The sequence below is a fragment of the Micromonospora sp. WMMD1155 genome, assembly GCF_029581275.1.
Classification (GTDB): domain Bacteria; phylum Actinomycetota; class Actinomycetes; order Mycobacteriales; family Micromonosporaceae; genus Micromonospora.
On the sequence record NZ_CP120742.1, the window covers coordinates 3,015,721 to 3,032,188 of the forward strand.

The window sequence follows — 16,468 nt, forward strand, 5'->3', positions numbered from 1 at the left end:
GCTGCGATGGCACTGCTCGAAGTTGATGATCTGTCCGTCACGTTCGCCCGGCGCGGCCAGCGGGCCGTGCACGCCGTCGACGGGGTGTCCTTCTCGGTCGACGCCGGTGAGGTGGTCGGCCTGGTCGGCGAGTCCGGCTGTGGCAAGAGCGTCACCTCGCTGGCGATCATGGGTCTGCTGCCGAAGCAGCCCGGGCTGCGGGTCGGCGGCAAGGCCGTCTTCGACGGCACCGACCTGCTCCAGCTCGACGACCGGTCGCGGCGGGACATCCGTGGTCGGGACATCGCGATGATCTTCCAGGACCCGCTGTCCTCGCTGAACCCGGTGATCCCGATCGGGTTGCAGGTGACCGAGGTGCTGACCCGGCACCGGGGGATGAAGGGTGCGGCCGCGGCGAAGGAGGCGGCGGAGCTGCTGGACCGGGTCGGTATCCCCGACCCGAAGCGGCGGCTGAAGGAGTACCCGCACCAGCTCTCCGGTGGGATGCGCCAGCGTGCGCTCATCGCGATGGCGGTGGCCTGCCGGCCTCGGCTGCTGATCGCCGACGAGCCGACCACCGCGTTGGACGTCACCATCCAGGCCCAGATCCTGGAACTGCTCAAGGAACTGGTCCGGGACTCCGGCACCGCGCTGCTGATGATCACCCACGATCTGGGTGTGGTGGCCGGCATGTGCGACACCGTCAACGTGCTCTACGGCGGCCGGGTGGTGGAGACGGCCCGCCGCCGTCCACTGTTCCGCCAGCCGCGGCACCCGTACACCGTGGGTCTGCTCGGTTCGGTGCCCCGCCTGGACGCCGGGCGGGGCGAGAAGCTCAGCCCGATCCCCGGCTCGGTCCGCGACCTGCTGCCCTGGCCGGAGGGTTGTGCCTTCGCCCCGCGCTGCGCCCGACGGACCGACGAGTGCGTGGGTGAGCCGCCGGAGTTGGTGCAGGCACACGACGGACGTAGCTACCGGTGCGTCAACCCGGAGCCGGTGCCCGGCACGGTGCCCGCCCCGCGCGAGGAGGAACAAGCGTGAGTGACAACGACACTCTCGTCGAGGTACGCGATCTGAAGGTGCACTTCCCGATCAAGCGGGGTGTGCTGTTCGACCGGGTGGTCGGCCACGTGAAGGCCGTCGACGGGGTGGACCTCAGCATTCCTCGGGGCAAGACGTACGGCCTGGTCGGCGAGTCCGGCTGTGGCAAGTCCACGCTGGGGCGGGCGCTGCTCCAGCTCACTCCGCCGACCGCCGGTGAGGTGGCGTTCGACGGCGTCGAGCTGACCACGTTGCCGCCCGGGAAGCTGCGCGGCATGCGTCGGCGGATGCAAATGATCTTCCAGGACCCGATGTCCAGCCTCGACCCTCGGCAGAACGTCGAGTCGATCCTGACCGAGGGCATGCAGACCCACGGGATCGGTACCGACCGCACCGACCGTCGCCGGATCATCGGCGAGACCCTGGACGCGGTGGGGCTGCCCCGGTGGGCGCTGTCCCGCTACCCGCACGAGTTCTCCGGCGGCCAGCGGCAGCGCATCGGCATCGCCCGCGCGCTGGTGCTCGGGCCGGAGCTGATCGTCGCCGACGAGCCGGTCTCGGCGCTCGACGTCTCGATCCAGGCCCAGGTGGTCAACCTGCTCGACGAACTCCAGGACAGCCTCGGGCTGACCTACCTGGTGATCGCGCACGACCTCGCCGTGGTCCGGCACATCTCCGACACCGTTGGCGTCATGTACCTGGGCGCGTTGGTCGAGGAGGCACCGAGCGACCGGCTCTACACCGAGCCGCTGCACCCGTACACCCGGGCGTTGATGTCCGCGGTGCCGGTGCCGGACCCGGACGTGGAGGACCGCCGGGAGCGGATCCTGCTCGCCGGTGACCTGCCGTCGCCGGCCAACCCGCCGTCCGGCTGCCGGTTCCACACGCGCTGCCCGTGGGCGCAGCCCACCCGCTGCGCGGACGAACGACCCGTGTTGCGGGAGATCGGCGTCAGCCGGGTGGCCTGCCACTGGGCCGAGCAGATCGCCAGCGGTGAGCTACGCCCGCACCAGGTCAGCGCGCAGATCGTCCGCCCCGAGGACGAGGGGGAAGCGCCGGCCGCGGTCTCCGCTCCCACCGAGCCCGGCTCGTACGTCTGACGAAGCCCGCTCGCCCCGATCGATGGTCGGGGCGAGCGTGGCCGCTCAGCCCTCGGGTCGGTTCAGCAGGCCCACGGCGACACCGTGCACCGCGTCCAGCCCCGCCGGATCGGCCAACGCCACCGACGTGCCGGTGACCACGTACCACTCGTCCGCGTCCTTGTACTGCACCCGAAGGGTGACCTTGCCGTCGGCGTACTCGGTACGCAGGGTCAGGTCGCCGGTGACCACACCGACCTCGTCGGTCATCACGCCGCCGGGGCCGGGCACGATGTCCGAGGTGCGGCTCTGCGGACCGGCCGCGCCACCGGAATCGGCCACCATGCCGGCACCCGGCACCGCGGCGGAGGTCTCGGCGGTGCCGTCCGCGGTCATGCCGGCGGCGGCCGGACCCTTCTCCTCGGTGGTCGGGCCGCTCTCCTCGGCGGCCGTCACGACGCGTTCCCCACTGTGCAGCCCTCCAGCATGTCGGTCAGGGCGGCCTTCTCGGCGCTGGTCACCGTCAACCGCCAGTAGTGCTTGACCGTCACCCAGCTTTCGGCGTACGTGCACCAGTACTCGCGGTTCGCCGGCTTCCACTGGGACGGGTCCTGGTCACCCTTTGCCCGGTTGGAGGACGCGGAAACCGCGATGAGCTGCGGACGTGTGGTGTCGTTGGCGAAATCGCCGCGCTTCTGGTCGTCCCACTCGTCGGCGCCCGAACGCCACGCGTTGGCCAACGGCACCATGTGGTCGATGTCCACGTCGGCGGGGTCGGCGGCGCTACGGCCGTCGTACACGCTCTCCCAACGACCGCCGACCACGTTGCAGCCGGAGAGTTTCACGTCCTTACCGTCGCGCTGGAGAATGCTGTCCCGCACGTCACAGTTCTTGCCGGTGTCCCGCCAGTGCGGGAAGTGGTCTCTGCTGTAGCCCTTCATCGAGCCGGCAGTGGCCACGGTGAGCTGACCGAGTTGCTGTACGGCGTTGCCGCCGCCGCCCGACGGCTGAGGCTCCGGCTCGTCCGGCGGGACGCAACCGGCGACGCCGAGCGCCAGCGCCGCGGCGAGCACGGCCACCGCCGCTCGCGGTCCTGATGTGGTACGCACAGACGACACCTCTCCAGCTTGCGGTCTCCCGGCGATTGCGCACAGTACCCGGGCAAGGTTTTGGCATTTCGTGGCGTCTCCCACATCGTGCAGGGCACATTGGTGGGATGACCACACCCGCACCGGCGCCTGCCCTCCGGATGGGCACCGCCGCCGGCCGGGGCACGCTACTCGCCGCCGTACTCGCCTCTGGCATGGTCTTCCTCGACACGACCGTCGTCAACGTGGCGCTGCCGAAGCTCGGGCAGGACCTCGGTGCCAACGTGTCCGATCTCCAGTGGACCGTCAACGGCTACCTGCTGATGCTGGCCGCGTTCGTGCTGCTCGGCGGTGCCCTCGGCGACCGCTTCGGTCGACGGCGCGTCTTCCTGGTCGGCGTGGTCTGGTTCACCGCCGCCTCCGTGCTCTGCGGGCTGGCCCAGGGCACCGGCTGGCTGATCGCGGCCCGGTTCCTCCAGGGCGCCGGCGGCGCGCTGCTCACCCCCGGGTCGCTGTCCGTGCTCCAGGCGAGCTTCCACCCGGACGACCGGGGGCGGGCGATCGGCGCCTGGGCCGGACTGTCCGGGGTGTCCACCGCGCTCGGCCCGTTCATCGGGGGCTGGCTGATCGACGCGCTCTCCTGGCGCTGGATCTTCTTCCTCAACCTGCCGATCGCCGTGCTGGTGGTGCTGGCCGCGACGCGCTGGGTGCCGGAGAGCCGGGACGAGAGCGCATCCCGCACCGAGGGGCCCGAGCAGACGCGCCGCCGGTTCGACGTCGCCGGGGCCCTGCTCGGAGCACTCGCGCTCGCCGGTGTCACGTACGCCCTGATCGACGTTCCGGCGCGCGGCTACGATTCGGCGCCGGTGCTGGTCGCGGCGCTGGTCGGGGTGCTGTCGGCGGTGGTCTTCGTCCTGTTGGAACGGCGGCGCGGCGACGCGGCGATGCTCCCCACCGGGCTGTTCTCCAGCCGGCTCTTCTCGGTGCTGAACATCTTCACCGTCGTCGTCTACGCGGCACTGAGCGGTTTCACCTTCTTCTTCGCCGTCTACCTGCAGAACGTGGTCGAGTGGTCGGCGTTCCGCACCGGCATCGCACTGCTGCCGATGACCCTGCTGCTGTTGGTCGGGTCGGCCCGCTCGGGAGCGTTGTCGGCGAAGATCGGCCCCCGCTTGCAGTTGACCGTCGGGCCGGTGGTGGCCGCGGTCGGCCTGCTGCTGCTGCGCGGCGTCGGACCGGGCGCGTCGTACTGGACGGACGTGCTGCCCGGGGTGCTGCTCTTCGGGATCGGGCTGACCCTGGTCGTGGCACCGCTGACCGCGTCGGTGCTGGCCGCCGTGGAGGACCGCTTCTCCGGCGTGGCCAGCGGCTTCAACAACGCCGCGTCCCGAGCCGGTGGCCTGCTCGCGGTGGCGGCGCTGCCGCTGCTGGTCGGTCTGTCCGGCGGCGGGTACGAGCAGAAGAGCGAGCTGACCGACGCGTTCCGTGGCGCGATGGAGTGGTGCGCCGGACTGCTCGTGGCCGGGGCGGTGCTGGCCCTCCTGCTGGTCCACCGGCCGCCCCGGGCGGCCCCGCCGTCGCAGCCCTGCCACTCCCTGCCCGCCGCCACACCCCCGAAGTAGCCGAGCACTCCGGGGGCGTGGCGCGTGGGTCAGCGGCGGGCGCGGTTGACGGCGCTGGTGACCGCCTTGATCGAGGCGGTGACGATGTTGGCGTCGGTGCCGACACCCCAGACCGTCCGCCCGTCGACCTCGCACTCCACGTACGCGGCGGCCTGCGCGTCCCCGCCGGAGGAGAGCGCGTGCTCGTGGTAGTCGAGCACCCGCACGCCCACCCCGACCGTGTGCAGTGCGTTGACGTACGCGTCGATCGGACCGTTACCGACGGCGGCGAGTGAGCGCTGCTCGGCGCCCACCCCGACCTGGGCCTCGATCTCGACCTTGCCGTCGATGGTGCTGATCGTGTAACCGGCCAGCCGGATCGCCGGGTCGGGCTGGTGGTCGAGCAGGTAGTGCGTCGCGAAGATCTCCCACATGGCGGCCGGGTCGACCTCGCCGCCGTCGTGGTCGGTGACCTGCTGCACCACTCCGGAGAACTCGATCTGGAGCCGCCGGGGCAGGTCCAGTTGGTGCTCGCTCTTCATGATGTACGCGACGCCGCCCTTGCCGGACTGCGAGTTGACCCGGATGACCGCCTCGTAGGTGCGGCCCAGGTCCTTCGGGTCGATCGGCAGGTACGGCACCGCCCAGGTGTGCTCGTCCACCGGTACACCGGCTGCCTTCGCGTCGGCGGCCAGGGCGTCGAAGCCCTTCTTGATCGCGTCCTGGTGGGAGCCGGAGAAGGCGGTGTAGACCAGGTCGCCCGCGTACGGGTGGCGCTCGTGCACCGGGAGCTGGTTGCAGTATTCGACCGCCCGCCGGATCTCGTCGATGTTCGAGAAGTCGATCATCGGGTCGATGCCCTGGGAGAAGAGGTTGAGCCCCAGTGTCACCAGGTCCACGTTGCCGGTGCGCTCGCCGTTGCCGAACAGGCAGCCCTCGATGCGGTCGGCACCGGCCAGCAGGCCCAGCTCGGCGGCGGCGACCCCGGTGCCCCGGTCGTTGTGCGGGTGCAGGCTCAGCACCACGCTGTCGCGGCGCGGCAGGTGCCGGTGCATCCACTCGATCGAGTCGGCGTACACGTTGGGGGTGGCCATCTCGACGGTGGCCGGCAGGTTGATGATCAGCGGGCGGTCGGGCGTCGGGTCGATCACATCGATGACGCGGGAGCAGACCTCCAGCGCGTACTCCAGCTCGGTGCCCGTGTACGACTCGGGGGAGTACTCGTAGAAGATGTCGGTGTCCGGGGTGTGGATCTCCGCGTACTTCTGGCAGAGCCGCGCACCGGTCGTGGCGATGTCGGCGATGCCGTCCTTGTCCAGGCCGAAGACCACCCGACGCTGGAGGGTGGAGGTCGAGTTGTAGAAGTGCACGATGGCCCGCTTGGCGCCGCGCAGCGACTCGAACGTCCGGTCGATCAGGTGCTCCCGGCACTGGGTGAGCACCTGGATGGTGACGTCCTCGGGGATCATGTCCTGTTCGATGAGCTGCCGGACGAAGTCGAAGTCGGTCTGACTGGCCGACGGGAAGCCGACCTCGATCTCCTTGTAGCCCATCTGGACCAGCAGCTGGAACATCCGGCGCTTGCGCTCCGGCGACATCGGGTCGATCAGGGCCTGGTTGCCGTCGCGGAGGTCCACCGCGCACCACCGTGGGGCGGCGTCGACGTGCCGGGTGGGCCAGGTGCGGTCCGGCAGCTCCACCCGGAACTGCTCCCGGTAGGGCTGGTAGCGGTGGACCGGCATCCGGCTCGGGCGCTGCCGAGCGAACGGATCGGATTCGGCTTCGGTGACAGGTTGAGCCATTTCAGAGTGCTCCCTGGAACATGTGGCGTCAGCAGATCGGAAGGCGTCGGCGAGTGCCGGGCGACGATGCGCGGCGGTGCCGAGAGAAGGTTCGGATGTGCTGGACGGCGCGATGCGACTCCGCGACGAGGTGCCGGCCGGTCAGGCCTCGTCGCGGCGGCTAAGGAGGAGAAACGCCCGCCACATGACCACGTCACCCTACGTGATGGATCGAGGGGTGCAAAGGCTGGTCCGGACTATGGGACCGGTGTCATGCTCGGCTTCGGGGCCTGGGCACCCAGCCGTGGCGTCCGTTCGGCCCAGGCCACGGCGGGCATGATCGCCGCTGCGACCAGCACGAAGATCGCTGCCGTCGGTAACCAACCCCAGCCGCCGGTGGTCACGCCGAGCGCGGTCAGTCCGGCCGGAGCGATCAGGTACTGCACCTGTCTGCCGAGCTCGAACGCCCCCACGTACGCGCCGCGCTGGTCTTCCGGCGGAAGGGTGGCGGTGAGCCCCCAGGCGCCCGCCGACTGGATCAGCTCGGCCAGGATCAACAATATCGCGGCGGCCACCAGCACCGCGACCGTGAGCAGGCCCCGGGTGAGCCCGGAGATCGGCAGGACCAGGCAGAACAGGGCGATCAGCAGGCCCCCGCGACGGGAGGCTCGGGCCGCGCCCGCGGCGGTGTCGGCGCCCCGGCTGACGCGTACCTGGAGCAACACGATCAGGACCGTGTTGAGAAGCACCAGAGCGGCGATCACGGTCTTCGGGGCGTCGGTGTGGGTGAGGATCCAGAGCGGCATGACCGTCAGGTAGAGCACCCCGTGCGCGGTGAGCAGCCCGGACAGCAGGGACACCGTCATGAACGGGCGGTCGCGCAGCACGGCGAGCCGGCCCATCGGCTCGGCCGGCCGGCTCACCTGCGGTAGCCGGGGCAGTCGCCGTACGAACAGGGCCGTCACCAGGATCATCGTCGCGATGAACCAGACCATTGCGTGGTACGCCGCGATCGTGTCCACGGCCAACACCAGGCCGCTGATCACCGCGCCCAGCCCGAAACCCACGTTCAACGACGACCGCTGGTACGCCATCGCCGTGACCCGTTCGGCCGGTGGGAGCGCATTGATCGAGTAGACCTGCCGCGCCACGCCGGTCGACGCGTACACCGCCGCCAGCGCCACCACCACGGCCAGGAAGCCCACGAAACCGCCCACGAACGGGTACGACGCGAAGAGCGCCGCGTCCAGCACGAGCCCGACGGTCCAGACCCGCTGTGCCCCGTACCGGTCGGTCAGCGCGCCCAGCGGCACCGTGCCCAGCAGCGACACTCCCGCCGAGATGGACAGGCCCAGCCCGACCTGGGCGGCGCTGAGCCCGAGCGCCCGGGTGAAGAAGACGGCGCTGCCGGCGTGGAACAGGCCACTACCGACGGCGTAGACCATGGCCTGCACGGCCAACGCACGGGTCAGGCCGGCCGGCGGTACGACGTTTGCCACAGCGGTACGGATGGTGTCTCTGGTCCCCATGGGCGGTGAGTGAACCAAGCCCCGTGACGGGCGGTCGAGTCTTTTAGGCTCAACCGAATCCTGCTACCGGGGGTGCGTGTGTCCGAGTTGCGCTTCAGCCTGGCCGACGTGGCGGGCGTGCGGCTCGCCGTGTCGCCGGTCAACGAGACGGTCATGAGCATGTGGGCGCTGGCCAGCCCGGTCTACCACGCGGTGCACCTGCCCTGGATCGACCGTGCCCGGGTGACGTTGCGTCGTCCTGAGGTGGCCGCCCGGGTCCGACCGCTTGTGGAACTGGCCCGGCCGTATTGCTGGCTGCCCGACTTCCTCACCCCGGCGGCCCGACCGAACGTGGAGATGGCGGAGCAGCTCGACCAGATCGCGGCTACGCCGCCGGACGTGGTGGTCCAGGATCTGCTGGCGACCACCCCGCGCCGGCCGTTGAGTCCGTTCGGGCAGGCGCTGCTCGCCGACCCGCGTGGGCTGCTGCCGCAGCTCGTCGACGCGGTGCGGGTCTGGTACGACGAGGCGATCGCCCCGGACTGGCCACGGATCCGGGCGCTTCTCGACGCCGACGTGGCGTACCGGGCCGCCCAACTAGCCGAGAACGGTGCCGGTCGGTTCTTCGAGCAGCTCCACCCGAGCCTGCGCTGGCACGGCGACCGGGTGATCAGCGACGACCCGTTCGAGCGGGACTTCGACCTCCGGGACCGTGGGTTGGCGCTGAACCCGACGGTGTTCAGCGAACGGCGGGTGCTGTGGAACCTGCTGGAGGACTCGCTGCCGGCCGGCGCGTACCCGGTCCGGGCCCTCGGGACGCTCTGGGAGGCGACCGCGCCGCCGCCGGGCGACCCGCTGGCGCGGGTGATCGGCCCCGGTCGGGCCGTGTTGCTGTACCGGCTCGACACGGCGGCCACCACCACCGATCTGGCCCGACTCACCGGAATGTCCGCCGGGAACGTCTCCCAGCACCTGGCCGCGCTGCACGCCGCTGGCCTGGTCAACCGGACCCGGCAGGGTCGGCACGTCCTCTACCGCAACACCGACGCCGCGAGGATCCTGCTCCGGGCCAGCCAGGGTGGGTGATCAGGCGAGGAGGAGGTCGGCGAGCGGGCGACGGCGGCGCAGGCCGATCTCCCGGGCGCGCAGGTCGGCCGGGAGGGCGAACGGGTCCCCGAGCCGGCCGACGGCGGCGACCACCAGCGGGCGGACGCCGCCGGGCAGATCGAGTTCGGTGACGAGGCCGGCCTGGTCGAAGCGGGTGAGCTGGCGCACGTGCAGGCCGAGCGCTGTGGCCTGCAACGTCAGGTGGGCCATCGCCTGACCCAGGTCGTACGCGGCCCGCTCGGCGTCGTCGCCGGTGTGTGCGCCGACCACCAGTGTCGCGGCGTGCCGGGCCCAGCACTGGTCGTCGCCCGGCAGGCTGATCATGATCCGCTTCCAGTTCTCGTCGTCCCGGTGGCCGAGGGCGAACCGCCAGGGCTGCCCGTTGTCCGCCGACGGCGCCCAGCGCGCGGCCTCGAGCAGCGAGGTCGCCTCGTCCGGGGTCAGTTCCGCGCTCGGGTCGAAGGCCCGTGGGCTCCAGCGGAAGGCGAGCAGCGGAGTCAGGTCAGCCATGATGGTAATCGTCCTGTATGGGTGATTCGCCAATCAGCTCGGGTTGGCGAAATGTGGGCAAACGCACCCGTAACGGTATGAAGATCAGGGCGTTCCCGCGCTCGGGCTCTCCGACGGGTCAGGGCTCGACGGATCAGGGGTCGGCGGCGCCGCCGTGTCCAGCGGCTCCCGGTCGACCACCACCGGGCCGGCCAACTGCACGGTGGCCGGCGCCGGGCCGGGCGGAGTGGCCAACCGCAGCGTTCCGGCCCCGGTCCGGACGCCGGTCGGCGTGCCGTCCTGGTCGTAGCAGTAGATGCCCACGTCCAGCGGGGCGTTGAGCGACGCCGAGGTGGAGTCCACCGAGTAGCAGGTGCCGGTCAGACCCTCCGGAGCGTTGGCCGGGGCCACCGCCAACGGCGCACGTCGGTCGGTGAGCACGTCCAACCAGTCGGTGAGCGGATGCTGGACGCGGGGATCCGACCGGCGCGGGACGGTGTCGTCCCGCTCGCCGAGGCGTACGCAGGTCGACGGCTCCGGCCGGCCGGCCGACGGCAGAGCGCACTGGAACAGCCCGTCGGTCGTGGCGGCCATCGAGACGTCGGCGGTGCCACCCCACGCGCCCCCCGGCACGTCGACCCGCCAACTGCCGTCGTTCGCGCTGGTGAACGTGATCGTGCGGTCCGCCTGGCCCGCCCGGCTGTACACGTACTGCGCCACCATGTGGCGGTCCTGGGCGGCGGCGGCCAGGGCGGCCAACTCGTCCCGTGCGGCATCGACCTGGACCGGCCCCGGGTCGCTGGGCGTCGGGGTCGGCGGTTGCGCACTGGTGCAGGCGAGCAGGAACGCCGGCAGGGTGATCACGAGCGGCCCGAGCACACGGCCGGCCGAGTGGATGAGGACGGGCACCGGCCCATTCTGGTGGCTGCGAGGGGCCGGTGGGTGTCGGCCGGTACCAGGCTCGCTCCGGCGTGTCGGACGCGCTCGTGTCCGCGTACCCCATCGGACCTGGTCGGAGCGGCCCGGCGGCACCCGTGCGGGCCGGATGGTGGGATCACCTGACCCGCCGTCGTTACCCGCCGGATACCCTCAAGGGGTCTGACACGCGCCGCCGGCCCCGGTTCCGGCGGCGTCGGCACGCTCAGGGTCGCTGGGAGGGAGTGCACGTCGTGGCACTCGTTGTGCAGAAGTACGGCGGGTCGTCCGTCGCCAACGCCGAGCGGATCAAGCGGGTGGCCGAGCGCATCGTCGCCGCCCGCAAGGCCGGCGACGACGTGGTGGTGGTGGTCTCCGCGATGGGGGACACCACCGACGAGCTGCTCGACCTGGCCAACCAGGTCAGCCCGCTGCCGCCGGGCCGCGAGCTGGACATGCTGCTCACCGCCGGCGAGCGGATCTCCATGGCGCTGCTCGCCATGGCGATCCACAACCTGGGGTACGAAGCTCGCTCGTTCACCGGCTCGCAGGCAGGCGTGATCACCACCTCGGTGCACGGCCGCGCCCGGATCATCGATGTCACCCCCGGGCGGCTCAAGGGCGCGCTCGACGAGGGGTCGGTGGTCATCGTGGCCGGCTTCCAGGGCGTCTCGCAGGACACCAAGGACGTGACCACCCTGGGCCGGGGCGGGTCGGACACCACCGCCGTGGCGCTGGCCGCCGCCCTGCACGCGGACGTCTGCGAGATCTACACCGACGTGGACGGTATCTTCACCGCCGACCCCCGGATCGTGCCCAACGCCCGGCACATCCAGAACATCACCTACGAGGAGACGCTGGAGCTGGCCGCCTGCGGCGCGAAGGTTCTGCACCTGCGTAGCGTGGAATACGCCCGCCGGGCGGGGTTGCCGATCCACGTCCGTTCGTCATACTCGACCAACACCGGCACGATGGTCACCGGATCGATGGAGGACCTTTCCGTGGAGCAGGCACTGATCACCGGGGTCGCGCACGACCGCAGTGAAGCCAAGATCACGATCGTCGGGGTGCCCGACGAGCCGGGTGCCGCCGCGCGGATCTTCGACACCGTCGCCGGCGCCGAAATCAACATCGACATGATCGTGCAGAACGTCTCCACCGAGGGCACCGGTCGGACGGACATCTCGTTCACCCTTCCCAAGGCCGACGGCCCGACCGCGATGGCCGCGCTCAGCAAGATCCAGGAGCCGGTCAAGTTCAAGGGGCTGCTCTACGACGACCACGTCGGCAAGGTGTCGCTGATCGGTGCCGGCATGCGCTCGCACCCCGGCGTGGCCGCCGGCTTCTTCGCCGCGCTCGGCGCCGCCGGCGTCAACATCGAAATGATCTCCACCTCCGAGATCCGGGTCTCCGTGGTCTGCCGGGACACCGACCTCGACGCCGCCGTCCGCGCCATCCACGACGCGTTCGAGCTGGGCGGCGACACCGAAGCCGTGGTCTACGCGGGGACGGGTAGGTAGCGCCGATGACGGCGCTGCCCACCCTCGCCGTGGTCGGAGCGACAGGTGCCGTCGGCACCGTCATGTGTGAGCTGCTCACCGGACGACGCAACGTCTGGGGTGAGATCCGGCTGCTCGCCTCCGAGCGTTCGGTCGGGCGTCGGGTGCGCTGCCGAGGCGAGGAGATGGTCGTCCAGGCGTTGACCCCCGAGGCGTTCGACGGGGTCGACGTGGCGATGTTCGACGTGCCCGACGAGGTGTCGGCCGAGTGGGCGCCGATCGCCGTCGAGCGGGGCGCGATCGCTGTCGACAACTCCGGCGCGTTCCGGATGGACCGCGACGTCCCGCTGGTCGTTCCGGAGATCAACCCCGAGCAGGTCCGCAACCGGCCCCGGGGCATCATCGCCAACGCCAACTGCACCACCCTCGCGATGATCATCGCGGTCGCGCCGCTGCACCGCGAGTACGGCCTGCGGGAGCTGGTGCTCGCCTCCTACCAGGCGGTCTCCGGCGCCGGGCAGGCCGGCGTCGAGATCCTGCACGACCAGCTCACCAAGGTCGCCGGCGATCGGGCGCTCGGCTCCCGCACCGGTGACGTCCGGCAGGCGGTCGGCGACGACCTGGGCCCGTTCCCGGCGCCGCTGGCGCTCAACGTGGTGCCCTGGGCCGGTTCCCCGGCAGACGGTGGCTGGTCGTCCGAGGAAATGAAGATCCGCAACGAGTCGCGGAAGATCCTCGGCCTGCCCGACCTCAAGGTGTCCGCCACCTGCGTACGGGTGCCGGTGGTCACCGCGCACTCGGTGGCCGTGCACGCGGTCTTCGCCAGCGAGGTGGACGCCGAGGGTGCCCGCGAGGCGCTGCGCAACGCGCCCGGCGTCATCCTGGTCGACGATCCCGCCGCCGGAGAGTTCCCGATGCCGATCGACGCGGTCGGCACCGACCCGTCCTGGGTCGGCCGGATCCGCCGCGCCCTGGACGACCCCCGCGCCCTCGACTTCTTCGTCACCGGCGACAACCTCCGCAAGGGTGCGGCCCTCAACACGGCCCAGATCGCCGAACTCCTCGCCAAGGAGTTGATGGCCGCCTAGGCCGCGGCCAGGCGTACGCCGTCTCGGCCTTGGCGCTTCACCGCGTAGAGGGCCTGGTCCGCCCTCCGCAGGGTGCGGTCGGGGGTTTCGCCGGGGCGGGGCAGCGCGACGCCCACACTGATCGTGCGACCGATGCGGCGGGCCGCCTCGGTCAACCGCTCGGCGATCCGGACCGCCTCCTCGGGGCGGCTCACCTCGATCACCGCGACGAACTCGTCCCCGCCGATCCGGTACAGCTCGTCGCCGTGGCGCAGCGCCTCCTCCAGCGCCCGGGCCAACCCGACCAGCACCTGGTCGCCGGCCTGGTGGCCGTACGTGTCGTTGACGGTCTTGAAGCCGTCCACGTCGATCGCCAGCAGGGCCGTACGCCCCGGGGTGGCCGTCGCGATCCGCTGCCCGAACGGACCGGTGTGCCGCAACCCGGTCAGCGGGTCGGAGCTGGCCTGTTCCCGCAGTCGGGCCAGCGTGCGCAGCCGGTCCAGGCTCGTCCACGCCTGCCCGGCGAGCAACTCCATCAGGCTGACCGTGGTCGGGTCCGGGCGCAGCGCGCGTTCGTCGGCGACCAGCAGCACCCCGCCGACCTCGGGTGGCCCCACCGGAACGGCCACCAGCGTGCGTACCCCGGCCCGGGTCAGCGGTCGATAGTCCTCGGTCGGGGGATGCCCCGCCTCGCCCAGCGTGTAGCCGGCTCCGTACCGGTGTGCCCGGTCGACCATCCGGGCCAGCGCGGCCGGACCCGACTCGGTCAACTCGGCCCGAATCCTGATCTCCAGGTCGCTCGGTGTCGAAGGCGGCGGGCCGAGCTGCCCCGCCATCAACAGCACCGCGGTGGAGAGAGCGGAGACCTCACGGGCGGCGCACGCGGCCACGCCCAGCACCTCCGCCTCGGTGGGTGCGGAGGAGAGGGCAGCCGCATGCCGGAGAAGCTTCTCGCTGCGGCTCTCCTCCGGCGGACCCCCCAGGGCGGTGATCCGCTCGCCGAGCCGGTCGGCCACCTGCTGTGCGGTCTCCCGCCACGGCTCCAGGTCGACCGGCTCACTCCACTGCAGGTCGAGGACGCCGATCGCCCGACCCGCCGGGTCCAGCACCGGTACGCACAGCTCGGCTGTCACGTCCGGGCGTACCGGAAGGTAGTCCGGATCGACGGTGACGTCCGGGACGGTGGCGGGGGTGCCGGTGTCGTACACCCGGCCGACGATGCCGGTGTGCGCCGGCACGGTGGCGAAGACCTGCCAGGCCCCGGTCGCGGCGACGCAGCGCAGGCGGTCGTGGGCCGCGAGCAGCACGGAGATGGTCGCCGGGGTGTGGCGGGACAGCGCGGTGACCGTCCACCGACAGGCCTCCGGCGTGCTCGACGCCATCGGCAGGCGGACGGTGACGTCACGGATGACTCGCTGATGATCCACTCGCACGTCGTTCCAGGTAGGGGAGGAGCCCGGTCGGCGCCGGGCCGTGCGATAAAGCGTACTCACGACTGTGCGAAACCGGCCGGTTTCGTACACACGTGCTATCCACAGGCTGTGGACGCAGCCTGTGGACGCAGCCAGTGGGCGGCGGGCAGTGGGCGACGGGCAGTGGGCAGCGGGCAGCGGGCACCGCGAACCAGCGCCCGGCGATAGCGTGAGAACCCCGGCGGCGAGGAGACGATTCATGATCATCGCTCAGCTCAGTGACCCGCACCTGACCACCGGCCTGCTCGCCGCCGCACCGGCCGCGGGGCTGCACCGTGCGCTCGGCCGGGTGCTCGCGCTGCGTCCCCGCCCGGACTGCGTGGTGATCACCGGTGACCTGGTCGACAACGGGCGACCCGACGAGTACGCGGCGCTGCGCGAGCTGATCCGCCGGTTCCCGTTGCCGGTGCACCTGGTCCCCGGCAACCACGACGACCGGGAGTCGCTGCTCGACGCGTTCGGGGGCACACCCTGGCTCGGAGGCGGCTTCTCCGCCTACTACCACGTCGACCACGAGGCGGCGTCGATCGTGGTGCTCGACTCGCTCGTCCCCGGCAGCAGCAGCGGCCAGCTCGGTGAGGAGCAGCTCGGCTGGCTCGACGGGGTGCTGGCCGGGCGGCCCGAGGTGCCCGCGGTGATCTTCCTGCACCATCCGCCGGTAGCGGTCGGCATCCCCGCCGCCGACATCCTCCGGCTCGCCGACGGTGACGCGCTCGCCGAGGTGGTCGGCCGGCACCGGCACGTCGTCCGGGTCGCCGCCGGCCACCTGCACCGCCCCGTCACCACGGCGTACGCGGGCACGGTGCTCACCGTGGCACCGAGCACCTGGAAGCAGTCCACGCTCACCATGAGCCCCGACGAGCAGATCGGTTGGGTCGACGAACCGACAGCCTTCCTGCTGCACATCGTGCAGGCGGGCGGCTGCGTGACGCACACCGTGCAGGTGAGCCACTCCACCGGCCAGACCTGCGGCTTCTGAGAGCACCCGTGGTGCGGGTCTGGTACGTCGCGTACGGCTCGAACATGCACGCCGCCCGCTTGGGCTGGTACATCGGTGGTGGCTGCCCGCCCGGCGGAATGCGGACGTACCCGGGGTGCCGAGACCCACGCCCGCCGAGCCGGTCGGTGCCGGTCTCGCTGCCCGGCGGCATCTACTTCGCCGGCGAGTCCCGCGCCTGGACCGGAGGGATGGCCTTCTACGACCCGCACCTGCCGGGCGAGGCCGCCGCCCGCGCCTACCTGGTGACAGTGGAGCAGTTCACCGACATCGCGGCGCAGGAGATGTACCGCCCAGCGGGCGAACCCGCCGCCCTGACCCCGGCCACCGGCGCGGCTGTCGAGGCCGCCATCGCCGGCGGGCGGGCCACGCTCGGCCCCGGACGGTACGAGACGCTGGTCTGCCCGGGCAGCCACGGCGGCGTCCCGATGCTCACCTTCACCGCACCCGAGGGGGCATCCGGTGTGAAGTGGCGGCCACCCGCGCCGACCTACCTCGGCATGATCGCCCGCGGCCTGCGCGAATCACACGGCTGGCCGGTCGAACGAATCGCCGACTATCTGGCAGGCCGCCCAGGGGTGGCGCACGCCTGGTCACCGGATGCCGTCGCCACCCTGGTCAGCGAGGTGCTGGCCGACCCCTGACCGCCGCCGTCGCGCCGGTCCGGCGGTGGCCCGCTTCGTCGCGTCGGTCCTGCGGTGGCCGCTCCCTCGCGCCGGTCCGGCGGTGGCCTGCTTCCTCGCGTCGACTGGGCAGGTGGCCCGTTCCCTCGCGTCGGCTCGGCAGGTGGCCCGCTTCCTCGCGTCAGCCTCGGCGGTGGCTGTTCCTTCGCGGTGGTCGGGCGG

General features: G+C 71.6%; 15 protein-coding genes. 8 read left to right on the forward strand and 7 right to left on the reverse strand.

The window, feature by feature from the left end; genetic code table 11:
- The first annotated feature begins 6 nt into the window (after positions 1-6).
- Positions 7-1,020: an ABC transporter ATP-binding protein gene (locus tag O7617_RS13715; protein ID WP_282263934.1), complete on the forward strand. Its 1,014-nt coding sequence runs from the start codon at positions 7-9 to the stop codon at positions 1,018-1,020.
- Positions 1,017-2,120, forward strand: coding sequence for an oligopeptide/dipeptide ABC transporter ATP-binding protein (locus O7617_RS13720; protein WP_282263936.1), 1,104 nt, complete (start codon positions 1,017-1,019; stop codon positions 2,118-2,120). Before O7617_RS13715 ends, O7617_RS13720 begins: the two co-directional genes overlap by 4 nt.
- A 45-nt stretch (positions 2,121-2,165) precedes the next feature.
- On the opposite strand, the gene O7617_RS13725 is transcribed toward O7617_RS13720, so the two are convergent.
- Together O7617_RS13725 and O7617_RS13730 are read right to left on the reverse strand one after the other, a co-directional pair.
- Positions 2,166-2,555, reverse strand: coding sequence for a hypothetical protein (locus O7617_RS13725; RefSeq protein WP_282263937.1), 390 nt, complete (start codon positions 2,553-2,555; stop codon positions 2,166-2,168).
- Positions 2,552-3,208, reverse strand: coding sequence for an HNH endonuclease family protein (locus O7617_RS13730; protein WP_282263939.1), 657 nt, complete (start codon positions 3,206-3,208; stop codon positions 2,552-2,554). The genes O7617_RS13725 and O7617_RS13730 overlap by 4 nt, the downstream gene beginning before the upstream one ends.
- 107 nt (positions 3,209-3,315) lie before the next feature.
- Between O7617_RS13730 and O7617_RS13735 the strand changes: the two genes are divergently transcribed.
- Positions 3,316-4,809 carry an MFS transporter gene (locus O7617_RS13735; RefSeq protein ID WP_282263941.1) on the forward strand — a complete coding sequence of 498 codons (1,494 nt, stop codon included), beginning with the start codon at positions 3,316-3,318 and terminating at the stop codon, positions 4,807-4,809.
- Between the two features lie 29 nt (positions 4,810-4,838).
- Here O7617_RS13735 and leuA read toward each other — a convergent pair whose 3' ends face one another.
- Both leuA and O7617_RS13745 read right to left on the reverse strand, forming a co-directional pair.
- Complete coding sequence (gene leuA / locus O7617_RS13740; protein WP_282263943.1) at positions 4,839-6,590, reverse strand: 2-isopropylmalate synthase; 1,752 nt, start codon at positions 6,588-6,590, stop codon at positions 4,839-4,841.
- A 236-nt stretch (positions 6,591-6,826) separates the two neighbouring features.
- Positions 6,827-8,098 (reverse strand): MFS transporter, encoded by a 1,272-nt coding sequence (locus tag O7617_RS13745; protein ID WP_282263944.1) that lies wholly within the window; start codon positions 8,096-8,098, stop codon positions 6,827-6,829.
- Between the two features lie 72 nt (positions 8,099-8,170).
- On the opposite strand from O7617_RS13745, the gene O7617_RS13750 reads away from it, so the two are divergent.
- Positions 8,171-9,163 (forward strand): ArsR family transcriptional regulator, encoded by a 993-nt coding sequence (locus O7617_RS13750; RefSeq protein ID WP_282263945.1) that lies wholly within the window; start codon positions 8,171-8,173, stop codon positions 9,161-9,163.
- Here O7617_RS13750 and O7617_RS13755 read toward each other — a convergent pair whose 3' ends face one another.
- Positions 9,164-9,694, reverse strand: a complete 531-nt coding sequence (locus tag O7617_RS13755) for a nitroreductase family protein (RefSeq protein WP_282263947.1) — start codon at positions 9,692-9,694, stop codon at positions 9,164-9,166. It lies immediately after the preceding gene.
- Between the two features lie 84 nt (positions 9,695-9,778).
- A complete protein-coding gene (locus tag O7617_RS13760; RefSeq protein ID WP_282263949.1) occupies positions 9,779-10,582 on the reverse strand; it encodes a hypothetical protein in 804 nt (267 codons plus the stop codon).
- Positions 10,583-10,842: 260 nt separating this feature from the next.
- Between O7617_RS13760 and O7617_RS13765 the strand changes: the two genes are divergently transcribed.
- Both O7617_RS13765 and O7617_RS13770 read left to right on the forward strand, forming a co-directional pair.
- On the forward strand, positions 10,843-12,108 hold the full coding sequence (locus tag O7617_RS13765; RefSeq protein ID WP_282263951.1) for an aspartate kinase: 1,266 nt from the start codon (positions 10,843-10,845) through the stop codon (positions 12,106-12,108).
- A 5-nt stretch (positions 12,109-12,113) separates the two neighbouring features.
- The gene (locus tag O7617_RS13770; protein WP_282263952.1) at positions 12,114-13,175 is read left to right on the forward strand and encodes an aspartate-semialdehyde dehydrogenase; all 1,062 of its coding nucleotides are present in this window, start codon (positions 12,114-12,116) and stop codon (positions 13,173-13,175) included.
- Here O7617_RS13770 and O7617_RS13775 read toward each other — a convergent pair.
- Positions 13,172-14,581 carry a sensor domain-containing diguanylate cyclase gene (locus tag O7617_RS13775; protein WP_282263953.1) on the reverse strand — a complete coding sequence of 470 codons (1,410 nt, stop codon included), beginning with the start codon at positions 14,579-14,581 and terminating at the stop codon, positions 13,172-13,174. The genes O7617_RS13770 and O7617_RS13775 overlap by 4 nt on opposite strands.
- 244 nt (positions 14,582-14,825) lie before the next feature.
- On the opposite strand from O7617_RS13775, the gene O7617_RS13780 reads away from it, so the two are divergent.
- Both O7617_RS13780 and O7617_RS13785 read left to right on the forward strand, forming a co-directional pair.
- The gene (locus tag O7617_RS13780; RefSeq protein WP_282263954.1) at positions 14,826-15,605 is read left to right on the forward strand and encodes a phosphodiesterase; all 780 of its coding nucleotides are present in this window, start codon (positions 14,826-14,828) and stop codon (positions 15,603-15,605) included.
- A gap of 8 nt (positions 15,606-15,613) precedes the next feature.
- A complete protein-coding gene (locus tag O7617_RS13785) occupies positions 15,614-16,267 on the forward strand; it encodes a histone deacetylase (protein WP_282263955.1) in 654 nt (217 codons plus the stop codon).
- The last annotated feature ends 201 nt before the right edge of the window (positions 16,268-16,468 follow it).